Origin of the sequence: Vibrio sp. CB1-14 (assembly GCF_040412085.2) — a bacterium.
GTDB lineage: Bacteria > Pseudomonadota > Gammaproteobacteria > Enterobacterales > Vibrionaceae > Vibrio > Vibrio chaetopteri.
Genome location: NZ_CP115920.1, coordinates 1,737,892 through 1,758,737, shown reverse-complemented (window position 1 = coordinate 1,758,737; position 20,846 = coordinate 1,737,892). Strand labels below are relative to the sequence as shown.

The 20,846-nt window shown below is 45.7% G+C and carries 19 protein-coding genes; 9 read left to right on the top strand and 10 right to left on the bottom strand.

Annotation, left to right across the window (positions count from 1 at the left end; genetic code table 11):
• Positions 1-182: 182 nt before the first annotated feature.
• Positions 183-404: a hypothetical protein gene (locus PG915_RS07920; protein WP_353496034.1), complete on the top strand. Its 222-nt coding sequence runs from the start codon at positions 183-185 to the stop codon at positions 402-404.
• Between the two features lie 103 nt (positions 405-507).
• On the opposite strand, the gene PG915_RS07915 is transcribed toward PG915_RS07920, so the two are convergent.
• The 6 genes from PG915_RS07915 to PG915_RS07890 all read right to left on the bottom strand — a co-directional run bounded on the left by PG915_RS07915 (position 508) and on the right by PG915_RS07890 (position 6,066).
• Positions 508-891 (bottom strand): RidA family protein, encoded by a 384-nt coding sequence (locus tag PG915_RS07915; protein WP_353496033.1) that lies wholly within the window; start codon positions 889-891, stop codon positions 508-510.
• Positions 892-994: 103 nt separating this feature from the next.
• Positions 995-2,209 carry an aromatic amino acid transporter gene (locus PG915_RS07910; RefSeq protein ID WP_353498683.1) on the bottom strand — a complete coding sequence of 405 codons (1,215 nt, stop codon included), beginning with the start codon at positions 2,207-2,209 and terminating at the stop codon, positions 995-997.
• Positions 2,210-2,330: 121 nt separating this feature from the next.
• Positions 2,331-3,803: a tryptophanase gene (gene tnaA, locus PG915_RS07905; RefSeq protein ID WP_353496032.1), complete on the bottom strand. Its 1,473-nt coding sequence runs from the start codon at positions 3,801-3,803 to the stop codon at positions 2,331-2,333.
• A 324-nt stretch (positions 3,804-4,127) separates the two neighbouring features.
• Positions 4,128-4,202, bottom strand: a complete 75-nt coding sequence (tnaC, locus tag PG915_RS07900) for a tryptophanase leader peptide (protein WP_112461785.1) — start codon at positions 4,200-4,202, stop codon at positions 4,128-4,130.
• A gap of 285 nt (positions 4,203-4,487) precedes the next feature.
• On the bottom strand, positions 4,488-5,708 hold the full coding sequence (locus PG915_RS07895) for an alpha/beta hydrolase (RefSeq protein ID WP_353496031.1): 1,221 nt from the start codon (positions 5,706-5,708) through the stop codon (positions 4,488-4,490).
• Positions 5,701-6,066 (bottom strand): DUF333 domain-containing protein, encoded by a 366-nt coding sequence (locus PG915_RS07890; RefSeq protein ID WP_353496030.1) that lies wholly within the window; start codon positions 6,064-6,066, stop codon positions 5,701-5,703. The genes PG915_RS07895 and PG915_RS07890 overlap by 8 nt, the downstream gene beginning before the upstream one ends.
• 280 nt (positions 6,067-6,346) lie before the next feature.
• Here PG915_RS07890 and PG915_RS07885 point away from each other — a divergent pair, with 280 nt between their 5' ends.
• Both PG915_RS07885 and PG915_RS07880 read left to right on the top strand, forming a co-directional pair.
• A complete protein-coding gene (locus PG915_RS07885; RefSeq protein ID WP_353496029.1) occupies positions 6,347-7,552 on the top strand; it encodes an MFS transporter in 1,206 nt (401 codons plus the stop codon).
• 199 nt (positions 7,553-7,751) lie between these two features.
• Positions 7,752-8,477 (top strand): DUF3581 domain-containing protein, encoded by a 726-nt coding sequence (locus tag PG915_RS07880; protein ID WP_353496028.1) that lies wholly within the window; start codon positions 7,752-7,754, stop codon positions 8,475-8,477.
• A gap of 63 nt (positions 8,478-8,540) precedes the next feature.
• Here PG915_RS07880 and PG915_RS07875 read toward each other — a convergent pair whose 3' ends face one another.
• A complete protein-coding gene (locus tag PG915_RS07875; protein ID WP_353496027.1) occupies positions 8,541-9,005 on the bottom strand; it encodes a methyltransferase family protein in 465 nt (154 codons plus the stop codon).
• 66 nt (positions 9,006-9,071) lie between these two features.
• Positions 9,072-12,110: a D-2-hydroxyglutarate dehydrogenase YdiJ gene (locus PG915_RS07870; protein WP_353498624.1), complete on the bottom strand. Its 3,039-nt coding sequence runs from the start codon at positions 12,108-12,110 to the stop codon at positions 9,072-9,074.
• A 271-nt stretch (positions 12,111-12,381) separates the two neighbouring features.
• Between PG915_RS07870 and PG915_RS07865 the strand changes: the two genes are divergently transcribed.
• From PG915_RS07865 to PG915_RS07840, 6 genes are all read left to right on the top strand, one after another.
• The gene (locus PG915_RS07865) at positions 12,382-13,062 is read left to right on the top strand and encodes a DUF3334 family protein (protein ID WP_353498623.1); all 681 of its coding nucleotides are present in this window, start codon (positions 12,382-12,384) and stop codon (positions 13,060-13,062) included.
• Positions 13,063-13,329: 267 nt separating this feature from the next.
• Positions 13,330-14,013, top strand: a complete 684-nt coding sequence (locus PG915_RS07860) for a DUF2786 domain-containing protein (RefSeq protein WP_353498622.1) — start codon at positions 13,330-13,332, stop codon at positions 14,011-14,013.
• Between the two features lie 57 nt (positions 14,014-14,070).
• Positions 14,071-15,114 (top strand): J domain-containing protein, encoded by a 1,044-nt coding sequence (locus PG915_RS07855; protein ID WP_353498621.1) that lies wholly within the window; start codon positions 14,071-14,073, stop codon positions 15,112-15,114.
• Between the two features lie 164 nt (positions 15,115-15,278).
• The gene (locus tag PG915_RS07850; RefSeq protein ID WP_042498447.1) at positions 15,279-15,467 is read left to right on the top strand and encodes a hypothetical protein; all 189 of its coding nucleotides are present in this window, start codon (positions 15,279-15,281) and stop codon (positions 15,465-15,467) included.
• A gap of 338 nt (positions 15,468-15,805) precedes the next feature.
• Positions 15,806-16,207, top strand: a complete 402-nt coding sequence (locus PG915_RS07845) for a hypothetical protein (protein ID WP_353498620.1) — start codon at positions 15,806-15,808, stop codon at positions 16,205-16,207.
• Positions 16,208-16,551: 344 nt separating this feature from the next.
• Complete coding sequence (locus PG915_RS07840; RefSeq protein ID WP_353498619.1) at positions 16,552-17,658, top strand: phosphoribosylaminoimidazolesuccinocarboxamide synthase; 1,107 nt, start codon at positions 16,552-16,554, stop codon at positions 17,656-17,658.
• Positions 17,659-17,744: 86 nt separating this feature from the next.
• On the opposite strand, the gene PG915_RS07835 is transcribed toward PG915_RS07840, so the two are convergent.
• Positions 17,745-18,131 (bottom strand): transporter, encoded by a 387-nt coding sequence (locus PG915_RS07835; RefSeq protein WP_353498618.1) that lies wholly within the window; start codon positions 18,129-18,131, stop codon positions 17,745-17,747.
• A 230-nt stretch (positions 18,132-18,361) separates the two neighbouring features.
• Complete coding sequence (locus PG915_RS07830) at positions 18,362-20,737, bottom strand: helicase-related protein (protein WP_353498617.1); 2,376 nt, start codon at positions 20,735-20,737, stop codon at positions 18,362-18,364.
• Between the last annotated feature and the right edge of the window lie 109 nt (positions 20,738-20,846).

Below are 20,846 nucleotides of genomic sequence, written 5' to 3'. Positions count from 1 at the left end.
CTTTATCGATTCTCAACAAAGTTCGGTCATTTTCTCCCCAATATAAGGCTATGTTGGTTGTACCACGCAAACGCCACCTATCACTCTTTAGTATATTTTTCTACAAAGCACTGTTCATAATTTGACCAGGGTAGGATTGACTTCTATTGTTGATAGACCGCTCACAACAATGGAGGTAAAACATGAAAAAAATGAGTAAGGCATACCGCATGCAAATCATCAAAGAAGTGGCAGAAAGAAAGCGGCGTGATCAGTTCGATGACCCGATGGCTGTTTATATTAATCACCTTTTGGATGAAAGCCCAAGCATCGACAATGTCGTTGAATACAAACAAGAATTTAGCGGAAGCTACTTTGATGAGAATATTGGGGGATGGATCAGTAAAACTTGGCAGAGCAAATAACAATTCAATTTAGTGTGACCACACAATAAAACCCGTCTATATTTTGGGAATGAGCTGCGAGCTCACGATAAGGCGCCGCATTAGAGGCGCCCCCAAACACCAGCTAACCTCTTACAGCAATCACCTCAATTTCCACTTTGGCATCCATTGGCAGCCTTGCTACTTCTACACACGAACGCGCCGGAAATGGAGCATTCTGGCTGACAAAAAACTGCTCATACGCCTCGTTAACCTTAGCGAAATCATTAAGGTCTTTCACAAACACCGTGGTTTTGACAATATTGCTTGCCTCCAAGCCCCATGCAGAAATGATCGCGAGCGCATTTTGAAGAGACTGACTCGTTTGCTCAGCCACATCGTCTGGCATGACTTTAGTTTCAGGATTAATTGGCAACTGACCCGAGGTGATGACCATATCACCAAAGCTCACCCCTTGAACATACGGGCCGATAGCAAGCGGCGCTTTATCTGTAGAAATTGCGTTCATTTTATTTTCCTAGTTGTCTATTGCGCTCAGAGTGAACCAGTAACACCGGGCTACTGGTCACAGTGAACATAAATAATGGCGGGTTTTAAAACTGGGAATAACGTTAGCCAGTAAAGTTAGGCAGCATTCCCAACATAGAAAGCACATGGAAGATTGCGGTCAATACCCCAAACCCGATGACGACAGAAATCATTGCATTGCCCCCAGGAGCCGTGAAGCCTCCTGCGCCTGCATGCACCAGACGTGTTTTGCGAGCTAATAATGCTGGGATAATACATGCCCACACCGTCGCAGCCGCGCCTGCATAACCAATGGCAATAACAAAGCCGAATGGGAACAGCAGTGACAGAACGAGTGGTGGCAAAAAGGTAACTAGCCACGTCTTAGTACGACCTGATTTGTCATCGCTAAACTTGAAGAAGTCAGCTAAGAAATCAAATACACCTAGGCCAACACCAATAAACGATGACAATATCGCCGCCATAGAGAAGGTATTGATGGCGTTTGCAACCTGCTCCGATTCTATGACAGAGCCCAGCGCTTTGAGCAATGCATCAACATTCCCACCTTGTTCTATAACCGGGCCGAAATTCGCGCGCGGTAAGTTGCCGAAGATACTGAAAAGCCATAAGAAATAGAGGGTAAGCGCTATCACCGTGCCGCCCAAAATAGCGTATTTGGCTTTGGTTTCCTCACCGTAATAGGCACGCATAGATGATACCGAATGGTGATAACCAAACGATGTCAACGCGACTGGCAACATAGCCATAGCGTATGGCGCGTATGCATTTTCCTCACCGATGGTGTCAAACAGTACCGACATGTCGACCTTGACCGCCAGTCCCGACACGCCAAACACAAAGCTCAGTATCATGAAGGCGATCAAAACGACGGAGATTCTATCTACCGCTCGAGTGGAGTGCCAAACGAACGCTGAGAAAATGAGTACAAACAGTGCCGATGCCACTTTGGCATTCAGGCCTAACACATCCTGAAGGATTAAACCGGAAGAAGTAATGTAGGCGTACAGTAATATACCGCCAACAAAATAAACGGTAATGTTGTTCAGTAAGTTGACCTTGTTACCTAGTAAATCTTTGGTCACCGTATCGAAAGAGACCTTTAAATCATAATGTCTAAATGCTTCTAACAACATCCATCCCGATATTGTCATAACAATCATGGTAATGGCGATCGCCAGCATTGACCACACGGTCCATGCGCCAGCTCCTGCACTGGGTAGCCCAAGCATGCCAGCGCCGACACAGACGCTAGCAATGATGCACGCGCCACCAATGAGCGACGGATTCTTTTTCATCATTCTGCTCTCTTAAATTCACGTTATTGGATTAGGGTGATCTATCGTTATTATTTTGTTTTTTATTATGTTGTTTTTAGGAAAAAGAACGCAGCTCAAAGGCTGCGTTCTTTAGGTGTGACTAGGCTTCTTCGAGTTGCTTCTCTTCAGCCTTGTGAGCTTCGCCCTTTACGGCCACTTCCACCTCTTTCAGTCTGGCAGTAAAGTGACGCAACACCTCAGGCTCATAAGTAAAGTCGAGCCCTTTCACGTTGTGTGCGTTGGCTTTTACTTTCTCAAACGCTTCGATGACGTAATCCATGTGCGTTTGCGTGTAAGTTGCACGAGGAATCGTTAGTCGAAGTAGCTCTGCTGGACATGGGTGCTGCTTACCCGTTGCTGGATCGCGACCTAGCAATAGTGAACCAATCTCAACCGCGCGAATACCCGCCACTTTATACAGCTCACATGCCAGTGCGTGCGCAGGGAACTGATCCGCTGGGATATGTGGAAGAAGCTTACCGGCATCGACAAACGCTGCGTGACCACCAGCTTGCTGGCAAACCACACCAATCGCTTCCAATCCATCCACCAAGTATTGAACTTGATTGATGCGGTACTCTAGCCAGTCTTGACGCATACCGTCATAAAGACCAACAGCAAGGCGCTCCATCGCACCGCCTTCGAGACCACCATAAGTCGGGAAGCCCTCTTGAACCACACACAAGGTACGACAATCGGTATAGACATCCATAAATGAGTCGTCTTTAAAGCAAAGTAGACCGCCCATCTGCACCATAGCGTCTTTTTTCGCCGACATCGCTAGACCATCAGCATATTTGTACGACTCACGTGTGATTTGCTCGATCGTCCAGTCTTGATAACCAGGCTCACGTTGCTGAACAAAGTACGCATTCTCCGCGTAGCGCGCTGAATCCATAATCACTGGAATGTCATACTTCTGAGCTATCTCATATACCGCTTTCAGGTTAGCGATAGAGACTGGCTGGCCACCCGCAGAGTTACACGTAATAGTACTCACGATGTATGGTACGTTGGCAGGCCCCGCCTCTACAATCGCTTGCTCTAGCTTCTCAAGGTCAAAGTTGCCTTTAAAATCTGCATTCACAGCAGTATCGAACGCATCTTTTGTATAAACGTTTTTCGCCACACAACAGTTCACTTGAGTATGACCTTGAGTGGTATCGAAGAAGTAGTTAGACAACGCCACCATCTTACTGCGATCAAGACCTTTCTCTTTTTCACGCTTTTTAATTAGCACAGGAATATAGATTTGTTCTGCACCACGACCTTGGTGGGTAGGGATAGTGAGTTCATAACCGAAAATGTCTTTCACTGCATTTGACAATGCATAGTAGCTGCGGCTACCGCTATACGCTTCATCACCACGTAACATCGCCGCTTGCATTTCTTGTGTGATAGAACCAGTACCACTGTCGGTCAAAAGATCGATAAATACATCTTCACTATCTAATAAGAATGGGTTCATACCTGCTTTAATAATCGCCTGTTCGCGATATTCACGTGTAGTACGTTTTACAGGCTCAACAACACGAATGCGGAATGGTTCTGGTAGGTGTTTGAAGTTTTCCATTATTAATTACCCTATATATATTTATCTTCAAGCCTTTTATTTATAGTTAAGACTGAGATAAATTTTAATTGCAGATAACCCTATCTAGGAATATATCCAGATACGATTGAATTTGATTGTTTTATTTTATGACGCCGCTAGCACAGGCTACGATCATCAACACGGGTAAACTTTGGTTTGAGTACACAATGGTTTGAGTACACAATGGTTTGAGTACACAATGGTTTGAGTACACAATGGTTTGAGTACACACTGGTGTAAGTATACCTAGTGTTGCAGTCAGCATGTTGCTGTCAGGCAGACGCACTGGACAGTGCGAGAGAGTTATCTCGAAGGGAAGAAGAAAGCGATTTTGTAGTCTAGTGTGAACCAGCTACTGATTGTGTTGAACTTATTCATTTATTTACCTACTTACAATACTCGACTTATCAAGCCTTGTTCGTTTTTTCAAACAAGACATTATCGAACTAACTAAGTGTATTATCTATAAGTTACCGTACATGTCATTACTATAGGATATAATTTGAGAACCTGCTAACAAAAAAGTTGAATGTTCTTTAATTGTAATTTGTTTATAAAAGAATATTTTGAAGCAGATCAATACAGCGTACTAGTTAATAAAGACACCAAGCATTGCCTTTATAAAATAATCAAGAGTTTATGCGGTCATTCAATTGCTAGTTTCTAGTTCGCCGTTTTCATAAACTTAACCACTCTTTCCATCATGGTATCGAAATAGGGATTCCAGCTTAGGCGAGCACTAATGCGATCTTCTTTAAGTAACCCCCAAGCGGTATAGGTCAATGTTGGCATACCAACACAATCTACCGTATAGACTTCTCCTTCCTCCGCTCCCCCACACTGTCGCATTAGCCCTCTTTCCCCATATAAAGGATTGTCGGCGCGATAGAGTACTGAGATATGCGAGCCACTCTCGATATTTTGCTTTGGAAGATCCATACTGCGCTTGATAACCCGTGCATCAGGATAGGACTTTTCGCCATACCACACCAAACGGCTGTTTGGGTTGACGAACTCGGTTCTAAACAGCGAATACACGCCTTCGGTATCAATCAGCTCGTCGTTTTCTGTCACCATCAACAAGGCGGGTACTTCTAGCTGATATTGCTGCAAATCCAACTCTACCTGAGTTGTCGTTTGGTAATAAAGCGCAGCACCATGCATGGCAAGTGAATCATAGCGGGTATAGTTTTGTTCCTTTGCGACGTTCACCCAGTCAACAAAGACGCTCGCTGTTCCAGCAAAACGTACGATGACATCATCAGGACTAAAGGCAGGTGAGAATAAAACCAACCCATTGACCGCTTTTGGATTTTGAGCAGCATAAGAAGTCACCAAATTAGTTCCGGTAGAAAACCCCGCTAACCACACTTCATCAACATCGCGCTTTAACAGCGTAACTTGATTGGCAACTGCTTCGTGCCAGTCTTTCACATTGGGCAGCATTAAATCTGCTGGCCTAGAACCATGTCCAGGCAGCAACATGACGTGCACTAAGTAACCTTGTTCAGCCAAGACAGGTGCAATATCAATAAATGAATAAGGCGAATCACCCAACCCATGTACCAATAGCACCCCCTGCCCGTTGGGATGATTTGGTATTAATCGATAAGGACTTACCGCTTTCATCTCAGCATCGTATCCAGCACCATGAAATACACGAGTCTCATCAAGCCACTTGGTGGTTTGTTCAATATATTGATTGAAGTTGGATTGCGAATAAGGGGCGAGTGAACCAGAGGTGGTATACATCTCTGGTTCTTGTTCAATGATAGGATTGGTGCAGCCTGTCATGCTTATCGTGAAAAAAACACTAACGCTCAGTAAAGCAAGATGGCTTAGGTAGCGACGAACAGCTGAAATTTGACTGTTGATCTTATCCACCAGCGCCACTCATTTGATGGTCACGAAAGTACTCTTCGGCATCCATGACTTTGCCATCTGGCAAAGCACACTGCTTCTTGTCTTCTATATAACCGCCACCCGTCGCTTCACAAAAACGTGCTGCGCTATCAGGGCCTTGCTGATGATGAGCTCGAAAATACTCCCATGCATCCACTTTTTCACCCGATTTTAAAGTACACATACCTGTTTCTAGATCGTAAACACCGTGTTTTTCACAGTAGACAGCGGCGGGATTTGCCATACCTACAGGCTCGGGATCGGATTTTGCGCACCCCATAAGCACTGTTGGCACTATCGCCGCCAAAGCAAAATAACGGATTAGATTTCCACCTTTCATAGGGATTCTCCTTTATTCGCCTCTTTCACCGACGCGCTATCTACACAAAGGGAAAGTGACTCACGTGTGTCTAATAAAGTTAGATGAAACTGTAAAATATGCAACAGATCAGATGGTTATTGTGGCCTGGTTGTTGTCAGCGGATGCTCTAGTTCGAATTTTTAATCCTTCAAGGTAACACGTCTTCGAATGTGAGAAGGTAACTCATAGTATGTTACTTGTATCTTGGTGCGGATACTTGAAAATTCATGAGTAAATTATTAGTAGAAGGTCACAACTTATGAAGGGTGTTCGTTTATGGCATTTTGCCCAAGCTTCACTTGGGATTGTCCAATGGGTAGGCATCGCAATTTTGCTCAATCCTATCATCATTGAAAGAACCGCCAGCGGTGCTTTGCTCGGCCAAGTCATGGCCTTGATTGGCGGAGCTGGATTACTCGCACCATTAATTGGCGGTCTGGCTGACAAACATTCTTGCCATCAGATCTTGCAACGCCTTGCTCTGTTGACTCACTTTATCGCGCTGTTGACCCTCTACTTTGCCGATACCTCAACCACGACTTACTGGATTGTCGGTGCACTCATTGGCGTTGGGAGTGTCGCACTGCTCGTGCTTAATCCTACCTTTGTGATTGCCTCTAGCAAGAATCAAAAAGAAGAAGGTCGCGGATTGGCGAGTCTCTATCAATGTCAATTTTTCGGCATCGTTGTGACCGGACTCCTTGTCGCCCTCGCTGACTGGATGGCCGTTAGTAGCACCAATCAATTGCTGATTTTGATGGGTCTCGTCTTTGTTGTCCTCGTTATGGTAACCATTGCACCGCCTCCTCCAGTTGAAGCCAATCTGCAAGAAGCCCTATCGGGCGAGACACAAGAGCACAGCCCGAAGGCAACCAAAAAAGCAATGCCTTGGTTCCTATTTTTGCTTGCCGTGTTTTTCTCTATGTTTCTTTCCTCCAACCTCATGGAGCTCGGTCCACTGCTTATTAAAGAGGTGTACCACGTAGAGATTGGTAATTCTGCGCTTGGTATGGCGGTGTCTGCCGTGATCAGTATTTTCATGCTCGAATCTGCTGGGCGTTGGATGCAAAAAAGTGGACCATTTATGGTGTGGTATGCTGCTCAGGCAGTGTACTTGGTTGTCGGTTCATTATTCTGGTTAACGGCGGGTCATGATGTAAACACTATCTTACCCATCGCGCTGCTCGTTGTGCTTATGCAGGCTATGTCTTGGAATGACATGATTATTCCAGCAATTGCAGGAAGACTAAGCCCCAACTCGCCAGCCCTTACACAAGGTCTATTAATGCTTTGTATGGCTGGAGGCTTTGGCGTTGGGGCGATGCTAGCGGGTATGTCGATTGACAAGTTCGGTTATGCTTCTGTGTTTACACTGTCATTAGGCGGTATTGTTGTCGCCCTTGTGTGTATTGCCGCACTGGTTATGATTTCCAAGCCTAATACGTCTGAAGCCGCTTCAGCCTAACCCCATAGACTACGAGCACCATGGAGGCGGAACTCTCGCCTCCTTTCCCTTACTGCCACTCAAAATATCAAAATTGAGTACTGTGCCTCAAAGCACAAACGTCAAACCGACAATTCTAAGTAAAATCTACACTGGATGAACCAGTTAAACGATTTCTTAATATATAATCGCCAGCAATTGAGTTAATCCTAAGAGAATTATGTTTCTAACACCTTACGTATCAACAAGCGAAAGCCAATTTGAGTTCACCCGCAAGCAAGCGAGCCATTTCGCTAAAAAAGTCGCGGGCGATTTCAACCCTATCCATGACGAAGACAACAAGCGTTTTTGTGTACCGGGCGATCTGCTATTCGCAGTCCTACTTCAAAAAGAAGGCATTAGCCAAAAGATGCGCTTTAATTTCTCCGGCATGGTAGGTGACGGTGTTGCTCTGAACGTCGTCGAAAAAGGCGAGCACGAGAGTGCTGTTGTTGATACAGCGGGCAAAGAATACTTGCAAATGACTCACCAAGGTGAGGTTAGCCATGACCAAGCGTTCATCGAACATGTCGTGACCAACTATGTTCAATTCTCTGGCATGAACTTCCCTCACATCATGGTTCCATTAATGGAACAAGAGCAGATGATGATCAACTGCCAGCGTCCTCTGGTGATTTATGAGAGTATGGAAGTCGAGTTTGACCGCCTAGATCTTCAGCACCCAGAAGTTGAATTCACTGGAGCGACATTTGATGTTGAAGGCAAACGTGGTGTAGTCACACTTAACTTTGCATTTAAAGAAGACGGTGATGTCGTTGGTAAAGGCGTTAAACGTATGGTTGCAAGTGGTCTTAAGCCCTACGATACCAATGCGGTCGACGATCTTGTAGCTCGCTTCCATGAACGTAAGGATCTGTTTCTTGAGACGCTAAGCCAAAACGCTTAACAACTATCACAAGCCGTGTCACATTAACATGACACGGCTTGCTACTTTCTATTCAAATAAGCATCAAACCCAGCGCCTAACCTTATCTTTATATTGCTTGTAAGGCTCACCAAACATAGCCTCGAGCACTCGTTCTTCAGGTTTTATTTGGAATCGATTCATATAAGGAATAAACAGCCAACATAAGGTGAGCGCTAAGCCGTCTTCAAGCCAAAACCCCCAGCTGAGCAGCAGAACAAACAGTGCGAGATACATCGGATTTCGAGTTTTTGAAAAGATACCGCTATCCACTACGCAGCTGGCTTTGTCTGGCTTGGTCGGGTCGACCGTCGTTTGCGCCTTTCTAAACTCCAGCACACCGGACACACCAATAAAGCCACTAATGATAAACAGCCCCGCTGCCCAAACACTTTTCAGCGGAATATAGGTATACAGCCAACCATTGTCGTATCTAGCCACAAAGTACATCGAAGCGGCAACAAACAAAAAAACCAACACCGGCGGTATCTTCAGCTCTAGTGCTTTCACATCGACTCCTTGATTTTTCGAGAATACACATAATAAAGCGCCCGACTAGGACGCTTTAAAATTAGGTTAATTCAACAACTGCAACACAGCCTGCAATGGATGTTTGGTTGGCGCGTGTTCAAAACGCTTCACCTGGCTTCGGCAAGAGTATCCCGTTACTAAGCAACGCTCTGTCGGAAGCTTATCCAGATTTGGCGCCCAGCTAAGCCCATAAATATCTTTCGACATTTGCAGCTTATCTGATTCGTGACCAAACGTGCCTGCCATACCACAACAACCAACTGGAACTGTTGTGAGGCGTCCACCGAAGTGCTGGAAAATACTACCCCATTCTTTTTCAGCATTTGGCATTTTGGTTTTCTCAGTACAGTGCGCAAACAGATACCAGTCCGCCTCATCAATCACGTTGCTGGGTTCAATATCCTTGAGCATTGGTGTTAACCACTCATGTACTGTAAGGACATCAAAATCACCACGTGACTCAGCAAGAATCTCGGTATATTCATCGCGGTAACAAAGCACTAATGCAGGGTCGACGCCGACTAACGGTATATCAAGTGCCGCGACCTCCGCCAGAAAGTCCGCTGTATTTTGAGCAGACTTCGCAAATTGTGCCAAAAAGCCCTTAATATGGGTTGCTTTACCATTGGGTTTAAACGGCAAGATTACCGGCTTCTTACCCAGCTTCAAAATCAGCTTGGCGAAATCTTCCACCACTTGAGCGTCATAAAAGCTAGTAAACGGGTCTTGAACAATACACACATAGTCTTGACGCTGTGCAGTTGGAATAGCTTGAAGCTGTTCTAAATTGAACTCTGAAACTGGCTGATGTTTAATTCTCGATTTCAGGGTTGGCACCGACAGCAACGGCGCATCAATATAGCCCACCGACTTTTCTGTCAGCTTCTGCACCAAAGGCTGCTTAAGCGCAAAGTTGACCACTTTTGGTACCTTCGCCATATAGGGCAGCATGGTTTCGATATTCGCAACCAAATAGTCTTTTGCTGGACGCTGGTATCGCGTGTAATACAAGTTGAGGAATCGAGATCTAAAACTTGGTACATCGACTTTGATTGGACATTGGCTAGCACACGCTTTACAGGCCAAACAGCCATTCATCGCCTCATACACTTCGTGAGAGAAATCGTACTCGTGGCGCTTGTTGAAGGTATTGCGCCACTTTTCGATCAATCCTTTCGCACTTGGTGATTTCTTGGTCTCATTTTCAAGCTCTATGACATCAAAGCCCTGCTCCGACAGCTGTCTTAGCCACTCACGCACCAAACCGGCACGCCCTTTTGGAGAATGGCGACGATCCGCCGTCACCTTCATCGACGGACACATTGGCGACGCCGTATCGTAGTTAAAACACAAACCATTGCCGTTACATTCCATCGCTTGAGAAAAGCTATCACGTACTTCAACTGGAATTTGACGATCGTAAGTGCCACGTTTAACGTCAGATACTTTCACCAGCTCATCGTCACTCCCTAACGGCGTACAAATCTTACCGGGGTTCATCTTATTGAGAGGATCGCACGCAGATTTAATCCGGCGGAGCTCATTAAACAGCTCATCACCGAAAAACTCAGGGCCGTACTCAGAACGAAAACCTTTACCGTGTTCACCCCACATTAGACCGCCGTATTTCGCCACCAATGCGACAACTTCATCGGAGACCTGGTGCATGAGCGCTTCTTGATTCGGATCGCACATGTCTAGCGCCGGTCTTACATGAAGTACACCGGCATCGACATGGCCAAACATACCGTAATTTAGATTGTGACCATCCAGTAGGACTCGAAACTCTGCGATAAAGTCCGCCAAATTCTCTGGCGGCACACAGGTGTCTTCAGCAAAAGCTATCGGTTTAGCGCTGCCTTTGACTGCGCCAAGCAGGCCAACGGCTTTCTTACGCATGTTATAGATGCGCCCAATGCTCGCCACATCATTGGTAATTTGGTAACCAATAATGCCGTCTTGTTCTGTTTTTAGTTTCTCATCCAAGCTATCGGTGAGTGCTTTTACTGCGCGAGCGACTTCCTGTTCATCTTGCCCTGCATACTCGACCATGTTTAGGCCTTGCATTTCTTTGCCCGGCACGTCACTAATCAAATCACTGACGGTATGCCAAACAATATCTTGTTTCGCAAGATTGAGTACCCTTGAGTCCACGGTTTCAACCGACAATGCATTGGCTTCAACCATAAACGGTGCGTTACGTAGCGCGGAATCAAAGCTGTTGTATTTAACGTTGATTAGAGTTCGCGCCTTAGGGATTGGTGTTAGGTTCAGCTTCGCTTCAGTAATGAAGGCCAGTGAACCTTCGGCGCCACAAAGAATACGAGTGAAGTCAAAGTCATCACTGTCTGGCTGATAAGCATTTTTCAGATCATAGCCTGTTAGAAAGCGATTAAGCGGAGGAAACTTTTCATCGATTAAGGTTCGCTGTGACTGACATACGTTCTTCGATACCGCGAGAGCTTGCTCAGCAAAGCTACCCGATGGAACTCCTGCACCCGAACCATCACTTTCCAGCAGCGAACCATCAGCAAATACTGCTTGTAAAGAAAGTACGTGATCAGAGGTCTTGCCGTACTTTAACGAGCCCTGTCCCGATGCATCGGTGTTAACCATGCCACCTAGAGTAGCGCGATTACTGGTCGATAGATCTGGTGAAAAGAAATACCCATACGGACGAATTGCATCATTTAGGGCGTCTTTAACAATACCAGTTTGTACTCGAACCCAACCTTCATCTTCATTGATTTCCAGTACTCTATTCATATAGCGGGACAAATCCACCACCACACCAGAGGTTAGAGATTGACCGTTGGTACCGGTGCCACCACCACGCGGGGAAAACGTCACTGAGCTGAACTTGTCTTGGCTAGCAAGCTCACCAATCAATTGAACATCTTGGGTGGCTTTCGGGTGCACAACGGCTTGCGGCAATTTTTGATAGACACTGTTGTCGGTCGCAACAGCCAAACGGCTAGAGTACTGAGTCTCTATATCGCCGCTAAAGCCATTCGCTTCTAGCTGCTGGAGAAACACCTGTACAGTGGGATGAATATCGGTTTGAGTATGTAATCTTGGTAACATTTAGCTTCCTGCCCCTTAAGTCTGCTGATCCTCTCAGCAAAGGAGTAAATTGTATGAATGCTCTTACGCGTACATAGAGACGTCACGGCTAACGTTATATACGTCGCTGAAAGCACATCGATTTTACTTATCCCGCCACTTTACAACAATTAAAAGTGTGATCAAATCGGAAACTCGCGGACAACACCTCTGTTTTATGCCTTTTCAACGAGTAAGCTTCGTGACACACTCCCAAACCTATGGAAGACATCATTAGATCAAGCGGTTCGCAATGAAAAAAACAAAAGTAATCACTACAGAAGATATTCTGCTTAAACTATGTCAGTCGGTCTCTACCGTCCTCACTTCAGCAACACAATCGAGCGTCACCTATTCCGCGATGGTGCAGAAGATAACAAAAACCACACTAAAGCCTGACTACGGCTGCTTTGTTTTGTTTGATGGTGGTTTTTCTGGACTGGTGGTGATTAACTTTACCTCTAAAGCAGCACTTGAACTTTATACCAACTACATGCGCAACATGGGTATGCCTGAAGAAGAGCTAGCGATTCACCATAACTCAGACGAAGTGGGCGATGTTCTGGGCGAGCTGATGAACCAACTCGTTGGCGACTTCACCAACAAAGTACGTAAAGAGCTACAAACCAACATTACTCAGAACCAACCGAAAATGCTGTCTATCAATAAACAGGTCGTTTTGTCGGTCGACACCAATCTAGAGCGCCCTCAAGCACGCCGTGTGACGTTCTCCACCGAAGACAACAATATTTTCTATCTTGAGTTTGCAATGGATAAAACCGAATTCATCCAAATGGAAGAGTTTGAAGTTCAGCCGGACGAATGCCCAGACACGATTATTGAACAGGCGCGTTCCAAGCAAGCGGAGAAAGACGCTTCAAAGTCAGAAGCGGTCGACAACAGTCAAGATTTGCTCGACGAACTCGGTATTTAAGCCTCCCATTTCCTTTATCGCATGCCCAAGTGACTCTATAGTCACTTGGGCGACATAGTGACTTTGGCGACAACATAGTGACTTTGGCGACAACATAGTCACTTGGGCGACAACATAGCGACTTTGGCGACTCGCTTCGTACGAATTTCCATCCTTCCTTGTTTCATCAACATACAGTCTGACTGTGACACTCTTCCCCTTTAGCGTAAAAGTCGCTAAAATAAGCGCCCGTTTTTTCTTCCGCGGTATAGAGACTTCAGGTTGTCGATGGATAAACAAAAAGCCCTTAAAAAGATTGCTAAGTGCCTAGAGCTTGGTAACTCTGCAAACGTCAATGAAGCAGCAAACGCCATCAAAATGGCGCATAGACTGATGCTTAAGTATGGCCTCGATAAAGACGATATCGAGTTCATTAAAATGGGCAAAACACAATCGACACATCTACTGCCAACCACCATCAGTTCTACCCTACTTCGCGTCATTCGCGGTATTAACACTAAGTTTGGTGTTGAAGCGGTATTACTGAACCACAAAGGCCTTAAGCGCGTCGAGTTTATTGGTGAGGCAGATCGCGCCATTTTCGCCGCATTCGCGTTTGATATCATCTACCGTGAAATGAATGAGCATACAGGTCAATTCCGCAATAGCTTTGCTGGCTCCGGTACCGCGAATACTGAAGTAACAAGACGCGTGAATTCATTTGTCTCTGGCTGGATTGAAGGCGCGCTTGAAAAGCTTCCTGTTATCGCGCCAGATGATGAGTCCAACAATAAGATCAATAACTACATTGATAAAGAGTTCAAAAATATCGATCGCGAAACGTTCAAGCAGCAGCTCAAAGAAGCGATGAAGAACATCACAGCAGACTACGAAGTCGGCTTGAAAAAAGGTCGCAAGATCTCAGTAAACCGCCCGATTGATGGTGCCCAAGCGCCAAAACTGCTTAAATAAGTCTCCAATTTCACTAGCGCGACCTTCATGCTCGCGCCTACCCGGAGTGTATCTTTGATGCCAAGACGCTTACTTAACGTTGTATGTTATGTGCTGCTTTCCTGTGCTTGGTTTTCCGCTCCGGCGTGGTCTTCGCTTTCTCACCTTGAACAGCAAACTCACCTTGAACAACAGGCCACACTCAACAACGCCGATGCTCAGTATCAGTTGGGACTCGCTTATGAAACGGGTGAAGGAGTCAAACGCGATCTTGGTAAAGCCACGTATTGGTATCAGCAAGCCAGTGAAAACAATCACGTTGCAGCGACCTTCAATTACGCACAAGCATTGGAGTTTGGTCGAGGCGTACAAGCCAATCCCGCCAAAGCGTTACTGCTTTATACTAAGCTGGCGGTAAACGGTGATGTAACCGCACTGGGGAAAGTCGCTAAACTCTACCAGCAAGGTTCACCTGCGATTGCAGACGAAGACCAAGCCGTACTTTGGTACTCACTTGCTAAAGATGCCTCTGATAGCTACCAAAATGCCTACGAAGAGGCTTTGCAGGCACAATACAATGCACAGCAATTGCGGCAAATCGAAGCACTTAAACAGCAAGAGCAAGCAAACCAGAAAAATACCAACTCTACTAATACTGCAACATCGCAAGAAGGTGATTCCGGATTCAGCAGCTGGTTACATCTGGTTTATCTATTCATCATCGCAGCATTGCTCGCTCTACTATTTTATAGACAGCGCCAAGCTCAGACGCTTGAACAAAAGCAAACGCACAGCACTAATCATCGGAACCATACAGACCAGTTGCAAAGCCAACTTACCAAACAGCAGCTTTATATTCAGCAACTGCAGCGCCAACTCAAACTCGCCAACGATCAACTGCGCACGGCTCCGCCTACTGCGCAACCTACATCCCCTCTTAGAGACGCCTATTTGCGCTTTGGACTTGAGCCGAACCAGCCCTTGAACGCGAAACAGCTAAAAACTCGCTACAAACAACTGAGCCGCGTCTATCATCCTGATGCTCAGGGCAGTGAAGAAGAAATGAAGCAGCTTAACCTCGCTTTAAATACACTGACTGCCAACCTTCAGTCTAGGCACTAAAGCTATTAAAAATGTCTAAAATATAACCAAAAACGTCTAAGCACTCTTTTTCTGAAACATTAATTTAACAAAAGCCTTGTTTTTGTGTCATAATAAGCCCCGAAAATAACACCCGTACCGAGTACAACTCCGTACTAACGTACATATAAGGGTGGGGAGTAAACATGTATACATTCACCAAACAAGATATCTGCGATTGGTGCCATGCACCTAGCTTTGTCACCAAGCACGAGTACATTGATGGCAAACACCATCATTCATGTGAAAAGTGTTTGAGTTTCGCCATCATGGACGTCAGACAGTTCAACCAAGCAGAAATCGAATTTAGAAATCGAGCAAACGCTCAGCAATAACCGCAATGCGCCTCTGCCCTCAGAGGCGTTTTAGTTTCCGCCTCCCAAATGCTACGCGCTCAAAGGCTCTCGACTCCTTTCTTATCCTAGTTTCGATTGTATTGCCCTAGCTTCTATTCACAATGAGCCGTGTTTTTATACAGGTAGTTTATACAGTGTTTTTTGGCTAGTACTGGATAACAGGAAACCATTACCAAACCTGCTATTCTGTAGAAAATAAATCCAAATAAAAACAAATACTTAAATTCAATTGAAGAATTAGCGCTCAGAAAGTGCTTGATCTTTACCCTACAAAAAACTACTGTATATACATACAACATGTATAAAGGAACAGGGTTATGTTAATCAACAATTCAATGCAGTCTAGATACAATGTTTCACGCTCATACACCTCATTTGACAGTGCGGCTGCACAACGTGGGATCCAGGATGAGATCCTTGAAAAGTTGTCTCAATTAACATCTAGACCTCAGTGGATTTTGTTAACAGCAGAATGCCCTCGCCCTTCTACTAGCCAAGTTCTGCATTTTCATAAGCTTGGCAATCACATGGTACAAATGAAGCCATCGGCAAGTCTCAACCAGTATCAGGTAGTAGAAAAAGCCATTCGCTCTGGTAATGCCTGCGCCATCATCGCTAATGGCTCATTCACTACTCAGCAGCAAGCCACTTTAAATGCATTGGCGCTAGGCCATCAATGTGAGGTGATTTTCCTCTCTGGTGAGCATTACCTGCACTAATTCTTGGATTCATCGTCCCGCATCTAAGAATTCACTGCCTCTTATTCACTGCTACTTAGGTGCCGGACGATGGACTATCGCTCATCGTTCTTGTTTATCTTAGTCTTCTTGTACTTAGCTCTCTAGAACGTCACTTATTACCACTCTGTTACGTAAAGCCTTTCCCTTATCAAAGAGTACTTTTTCATCGATTAACGTTAGTTTGATAACTAATTGCGCAAACGTTTGCTTTTTCTCTGGCAGGATCAAACAGTTCTGGTATGATGCGTGGCAATTATGAGTGATTCCACTCTTCCACTTGTTGTCGCCCAGTATCGCGACGTAAACCAGATAGGAATGTCTCCATGAGTCTTGCTGATCAAGTTCTAGCCGTAAACGACGATCTCCCAATCCGCACTGATAAGCCTGTTCACAGTGGCAAAGTGCGTTCTGTCTATTGGTTGACTGAAGAAGATAGCCGCCGCCTAATCAAACAAAAAGGCTACGATGTGGCAGAAGATGCCCCACTAGCCATTATGGTTATCAGTGACCGCATTTCTGCGTTTGATTGTATTTGGCACGGTGAAGGCGATCTTCGCGGCGTTCCTGGTAAAGGCGCTGCGCTTAATGCGATCTCTAACCACTGGTTCCAACTGTTCAAAGACAACGGACTCGCTGACAGCCATATTCTTGATATTCCACACCCATTCGTTTGGATCGTTCAAAAAGCCAAACCGGTAATGATTGAAGCTATCTGCCGTCAATATATCACTGGCTCAATGTGGCGTGCGTATGAAAAAGGCGAACGTGAATTCTGCGGCATTACCTTGTCAGAAGGGTTAGAGAAAGACTCTAAACTGGATGAAATCCTCATCACGCCATCTACAAAAGGCATTTTGCACGGCATTCCAGGTGTGCCAGAAGCGGATGATGTGAACATCACGCGTCAAAACATCAGCGACAACTTCGAAGCGTTTAATTTCTCAAGCGCTAACGATATCGACAGCTATGAAAAACTGCTTAAAGACGGCTTTGGTGTGATTAGCCATGCCCTTGAAGCTATTGACCAAACGTTTGTTGATACCAAGTTTGAATTTGGCTATGTGACAGATTCAAAAGGCAACGAAAAGCTCATCTACATGGATGAAGTCGGTACGCCAGATTCATCGCGCATTTGGGACACTAAGGCTTACCAACAAGGTGAGATTGTGGAAAATTCAAAAGAAGGTTTCCGCCAGTTCCTACTTAACCACTTCCCTGATCCAGACATTCTACTAAACAAAGAGCGCATGCCAGAGCGTGAAGCATTGGCAAAAGACAACGCACTACCACTAGAAGCATTGATGGACGTTTCTCGCACATACACGGGTATTGCAGAGAAAATTACTGGACGCCCAATCACATTGAGTGAGAATCCAAAACAAGAAATCATTGATATTCTTCGCGCTGAGTACGACTTAATCGCCGATTAAGTACAGTCAGAATTGAAAAACAAAGAGGGGAGCCAATGGCTCCCCTCTTCTAATATGCGTCTAGCGAAAAGCTATGCCTGAAAAAACTAGGCTTGAATTTCTGCAATCAACACATCGTCATCTGGCAACGTGGTGATCACGGCATTAGCCTTGCTTTGTATCTTGGTGATTTGATCTGGTTCTAGCGAGTACGGCATGATCACTTGCAAACGCTCGATATGCTCATCCCTTGCGATACGGATCAACGACACCAAATTAGATTCATCACTACGGCGGCTAGAAAGAGACTGCAACGCTATTTGCCATAGACGACTGTCTGGATCGCTGTCTTGTTTGGTTGTCTCCTTCCAAGCTTCACCAAACACTGGAGCCACCGAAGCAATAGCTTCGAGGAAAGTCCATTTTTTACTGCACGACTCGCCGAGAAAACTGGTGTAATCAAACTCCACTGGCGATTTTTTATCATCACACATCTTCACTCCCGATTGCAGAATGCTACCTAATCACTATCATTCATACTCGCTTATATAGCAATAGGATATATAAAAACGGTCTTTTATAGCCTTTTTATGCCCACAAAAGTGATATAAAAACCTATCTCGCAACATCTCTTGAACATACACTCATCAAACAGAACTCTGTTGTGTAACTTGTTGTGTATTCTACCGATGCGTATGCTGTTTTATTTCGAAGCGCGAAGCATTTAGCGTAAATCCAGCACTCGGCTGGCTTTGCGATATTTCACTCGCCAACCAGACCATGCCGGCAATTCTTTGCGTTTAGGATCCTCTTTTCGAGAGCCCGATGAATAGCTGACTTCCACCAGCTTGCCTTTGCCAAAATACTGCACGGTAAGTGTTAGGCCACTGAGCTGAACCTCTAGTGGATACTTATCAGCAAAATCTTGGTACTCCCACTCAGGAATGCCGTCAAACACAAAGTCGGAGGCATCGATTAACTCAAGATCGTCTTGGCTTTCAACGCCCAGCTCAACAAGCAGATGATAAAACCATTGAGTTAAATCATCTGCTGAGTTTTGTTCAGGGTTTTGAATGGGCTTCTCGAAGGTGGTGTCAGCAAGCCCCAAATCACAATAGAGCTGAAAGTGCTGCATCTGCTTACCGATTTTTTCAGCAAGCCCCGAGTATAACTTTCCTTCAACTATCGCTTTACTGATCACTTCAAGCGCCGCCTCACCTTGTGGCTGACCAGTACGATGACCAATTTTACGCCCAGCGTATACAAGGTATTGGTGACTCACCAATCCTTGCTTCGTCTGCTCAGTATCACCATTCACCCATTCACCAACGCCCTGTTCACGCAGTAAGTTTAGCTCCACCGGTACCATCAAGGTACCTAAAGTCATGGTTTGCTTTACACCTCTCCCCGGTAAAGAGTGGGTAGAAAGCACCAGCGCCGCCTCAGATTGGTGTTTTAACCGACTCGCACGTCCAAGTAACACTTCTATATGACCATTACCAAACGCATCACGCCTTCGTTCACGGCGTACAAACACTAAGTTTGAGTTGGCTTTAATCATCTCTGCCAACCACTGATTTCTGTTGTAACGAGAAGCGACCTCCAATGAAGGCAGTTCGAACGCGGCGCGCATTTGCTCTGCAAGCCCCTGCGCTTCTCGAAGCGCATCTGGCTCTACTGTTACCCCAGAATATTGATGCCCTCGAACCAAGCCAACCATCAGCTCAGCATCACAGCCATATTTTTCCTCTTGGTCTAACCGCTCCAAAGCTTCTTCGTTACTGGTTAATTGATATAACTTACCTGTGGTACAAATCGCTGCGGTCAGGTCTATCATCACTTCTTTCAATGCCCTTGTCGGCATCTTAGTCACCAAGTCGGCATAGATGGCGTCAATAGGCAGAGGGGCGAGCTTTAAACCGTGCTCTGTAATACCTTCTTGGTCGATAGCTCCGAACTCGAAAAGCTGTGCCTTGGCACTGACCAAAGATTTATCCGGAATATTGTCAATGAAAGACAAAGCGTCGAGCTCATGGCCACACACTGCGGCAGCAAGCATTGGCTCAACGATAGACTCACGCTGCAACTCTGGTGGCGTCACAGCCTCAAGCGCCGCATGTTCTCCATAGAGACGAACACATACGCCATTCATCACCCGCCCAGCACGACCGCAGCGCTGCGCCGCACTGGCTTTGGATATGTGCGTAAGCATCAGCGTCGTTTGGCCGTTACGCTGAACGTTGCGACGCTCAAGTCCTGAGTCAATGACTAATGAAATGTTGGGGATAGTGAGCGATGTTTCCGCCACATTAGTCGCGAGCACGACTTTTCGTTTTGACTGTACGGTCATGGCTCGCGCTCTTTGTTCATCACTCACCGAGGCATGAAGTGGAGTCACCATCAAATCACGGCTTTCTGCTAAGGAAATCAGTGCAGTTTGTACTTGTTGGATCTCTTTTCTGCCAGGAAGAAATACCAACACGTCACCCTCGGTGTCATCCAGCCGCAGCTCAAGTTCTTGTTTGATTCGACTATCAAGATAACGACTATCTGGAAGTTGGCGACTGTCCTCTCGGCGATGCACCACATCGACATTGTAAACACGGCCGCTCGCAACCAGTCTTGTGGCATCGAAATAGCTCGCCAGTTTTTCACCTTCAATGGTTGCCGAAGTGATAATGGTGCGATGACTTTGCTTTTGCTTGAGCAAAGCAACCAACAGATCAGTATCCCAGCGGCGTTCATGAAACTCATCCACCACGACCACGGAAAAATCCGTCAGCTGATTGTCGGCATACCAGCGCAGCGCTACACCTGGTGTCACAAATACGATATTCGACTCATCACAATATCGGTTTTCCAACTTGATGGCATACCCGACCTTTTTACCAACGCGGTCGCCTAGAGACTCGGCGACAAACTCTGCCAACGAGGTACAAGCAATACGTCTGGGTTCAACCACCAGCACTCTGCCCTGCTCCATCGCCCAAATGGGTAGTCTGGTTGACTTGCCGGAGCCTGTCTCTGCTTCAACAATTAGGTGTGAATGAGTGAGTGTATTTTTAACGTCGTGTTCGATGGCGTCGATAGGTAAGATCATGGATATGTCAGCAGTTTCTCATGGGTGTGCCGAGTATACCCTGAACCAAGCTACAGTTGCAGTGACAGTCGCACTGAGCATCCGATTTTTCCTTGATAAATTCTACAAT

What these genes read in the sequence shown, in the direction of transcription:
- PG915_RS07835 (WP_353498618.1), bottom strand. Translation starts at nt 18,131, where the DNA reads ATGTGTGATGATAAAAAATCGCCAGTGGAGTTTGATTACACCAGTTTT.
- PG915_RS07890 (WP_353496030.1), bottom strand. Translation starts at nt 6,066, where the DNA reads ATGAAAGGTGGAAATCTAATCCGTTATTTTGCTTTGGCGGCGATAGTG.
- PG915_RS07910 (WP_353498683.1), bottom strand. Translation starts at nt 2,209, where the DNA reads ATGAAAAAGAATCCGTCGCTCATTGGTGGCGCGTGCATCATTGCTAGC.
- PG915_RS07915 (WP_353496033.1), bottom strand. Translation starts at nt 891, where the DNA reads ATGAACGCAATTTCTACAGATAAAGCGCCGCTTGCTATCGGCCCGTAT.
- PG915_RS07855 (WP_353498621.1), top strand. Translation starts at nt 14,071, where the DNA reads ATGCCAAGACGCTTACTTAACGTTGTATGTTATGTGCTGCTTTCCTGT.
- PG915_RS07860 (WP_353498622.1), top strand. Translation starts at nt 13,330, where the DNA reads ATGGATAAACAAAAAGCCCTTAAAAAGATTGCTAAGTGCCTAGAGCTT.
- PG915_RS07920 (WP_353496034.1), top strand. Translation starts at nt 183, where the DNA reads ATGAAAAAAATGAGTAAGGCATACCGCATGCAAATCATCAAAGAAGTG.
- PG915_RS07885 (WP_353496029.1), top strand. Translation starts at nt 6,347, where the DNA reads ATGAAGGGTGTTCGTTTATGGCATTTTGCCCAAGCTTCACTTGGGATT.
- PG915_RS07870 (WP_353498624.1), bottom strand. Translation starts at nt 12,110, where the DNA reads ATGTTACCAAGATTACATACTCAAACCGATATTCATCCCACTGTACAG.
- PG915_RS07850 (WP_042498447.1), top strand. Translation starts at nt 15,279, where the DNA reads ATGTATACATTCACCAAACAAGATATCTGCGATTGGTGCCATGCACCT.
- PG915_RS07830 (WP_353498617.1), bottom strand. Translation starts at nt 20,737, where the DNA reads ATGATCTTACCTATCGACGCCATCGAACACGACGTTAAAAATACACTC.
- PG915_RS07845 (WP_353498620.1), top strand. Translation starts at nt 15,806, where the DNA reads ATGTTAATCAACAATTCAATGCAGTCTAGATACAATGTTTCACGCTCA.
- PG915_RS07840 (WP_353498619.1), top strand. Translation starts at nt 16,552, where the DNA reads ATGAGTCTTGCTGATCAAGTTCTAGCCGTAAACGACGATCTCCCAATC.
- PG915_RS07865 (WP_353498623.1), top strand. Translation starts at nt 12,382, where the DNA reads ATGAAAAAAACAAAAGTAATCACTACAGAAGATATTCTGCTTAAACTA.
- tnaA (WP_353496032.1), bottom strand. Translation starts at nt 3,803, where the DNA reads ATGGAAAACTTCAAACACCTACCAGAACCATTCCGCATTCGTGTTGTT.
- PG915_RS07880 (WP_353496028.1), top strand. Translation starts at nt 7,752, where the DNA reads ATGTTTCTAACACCTTACGTATCAACAAGCGAAAGCCAATTTGAGTTC.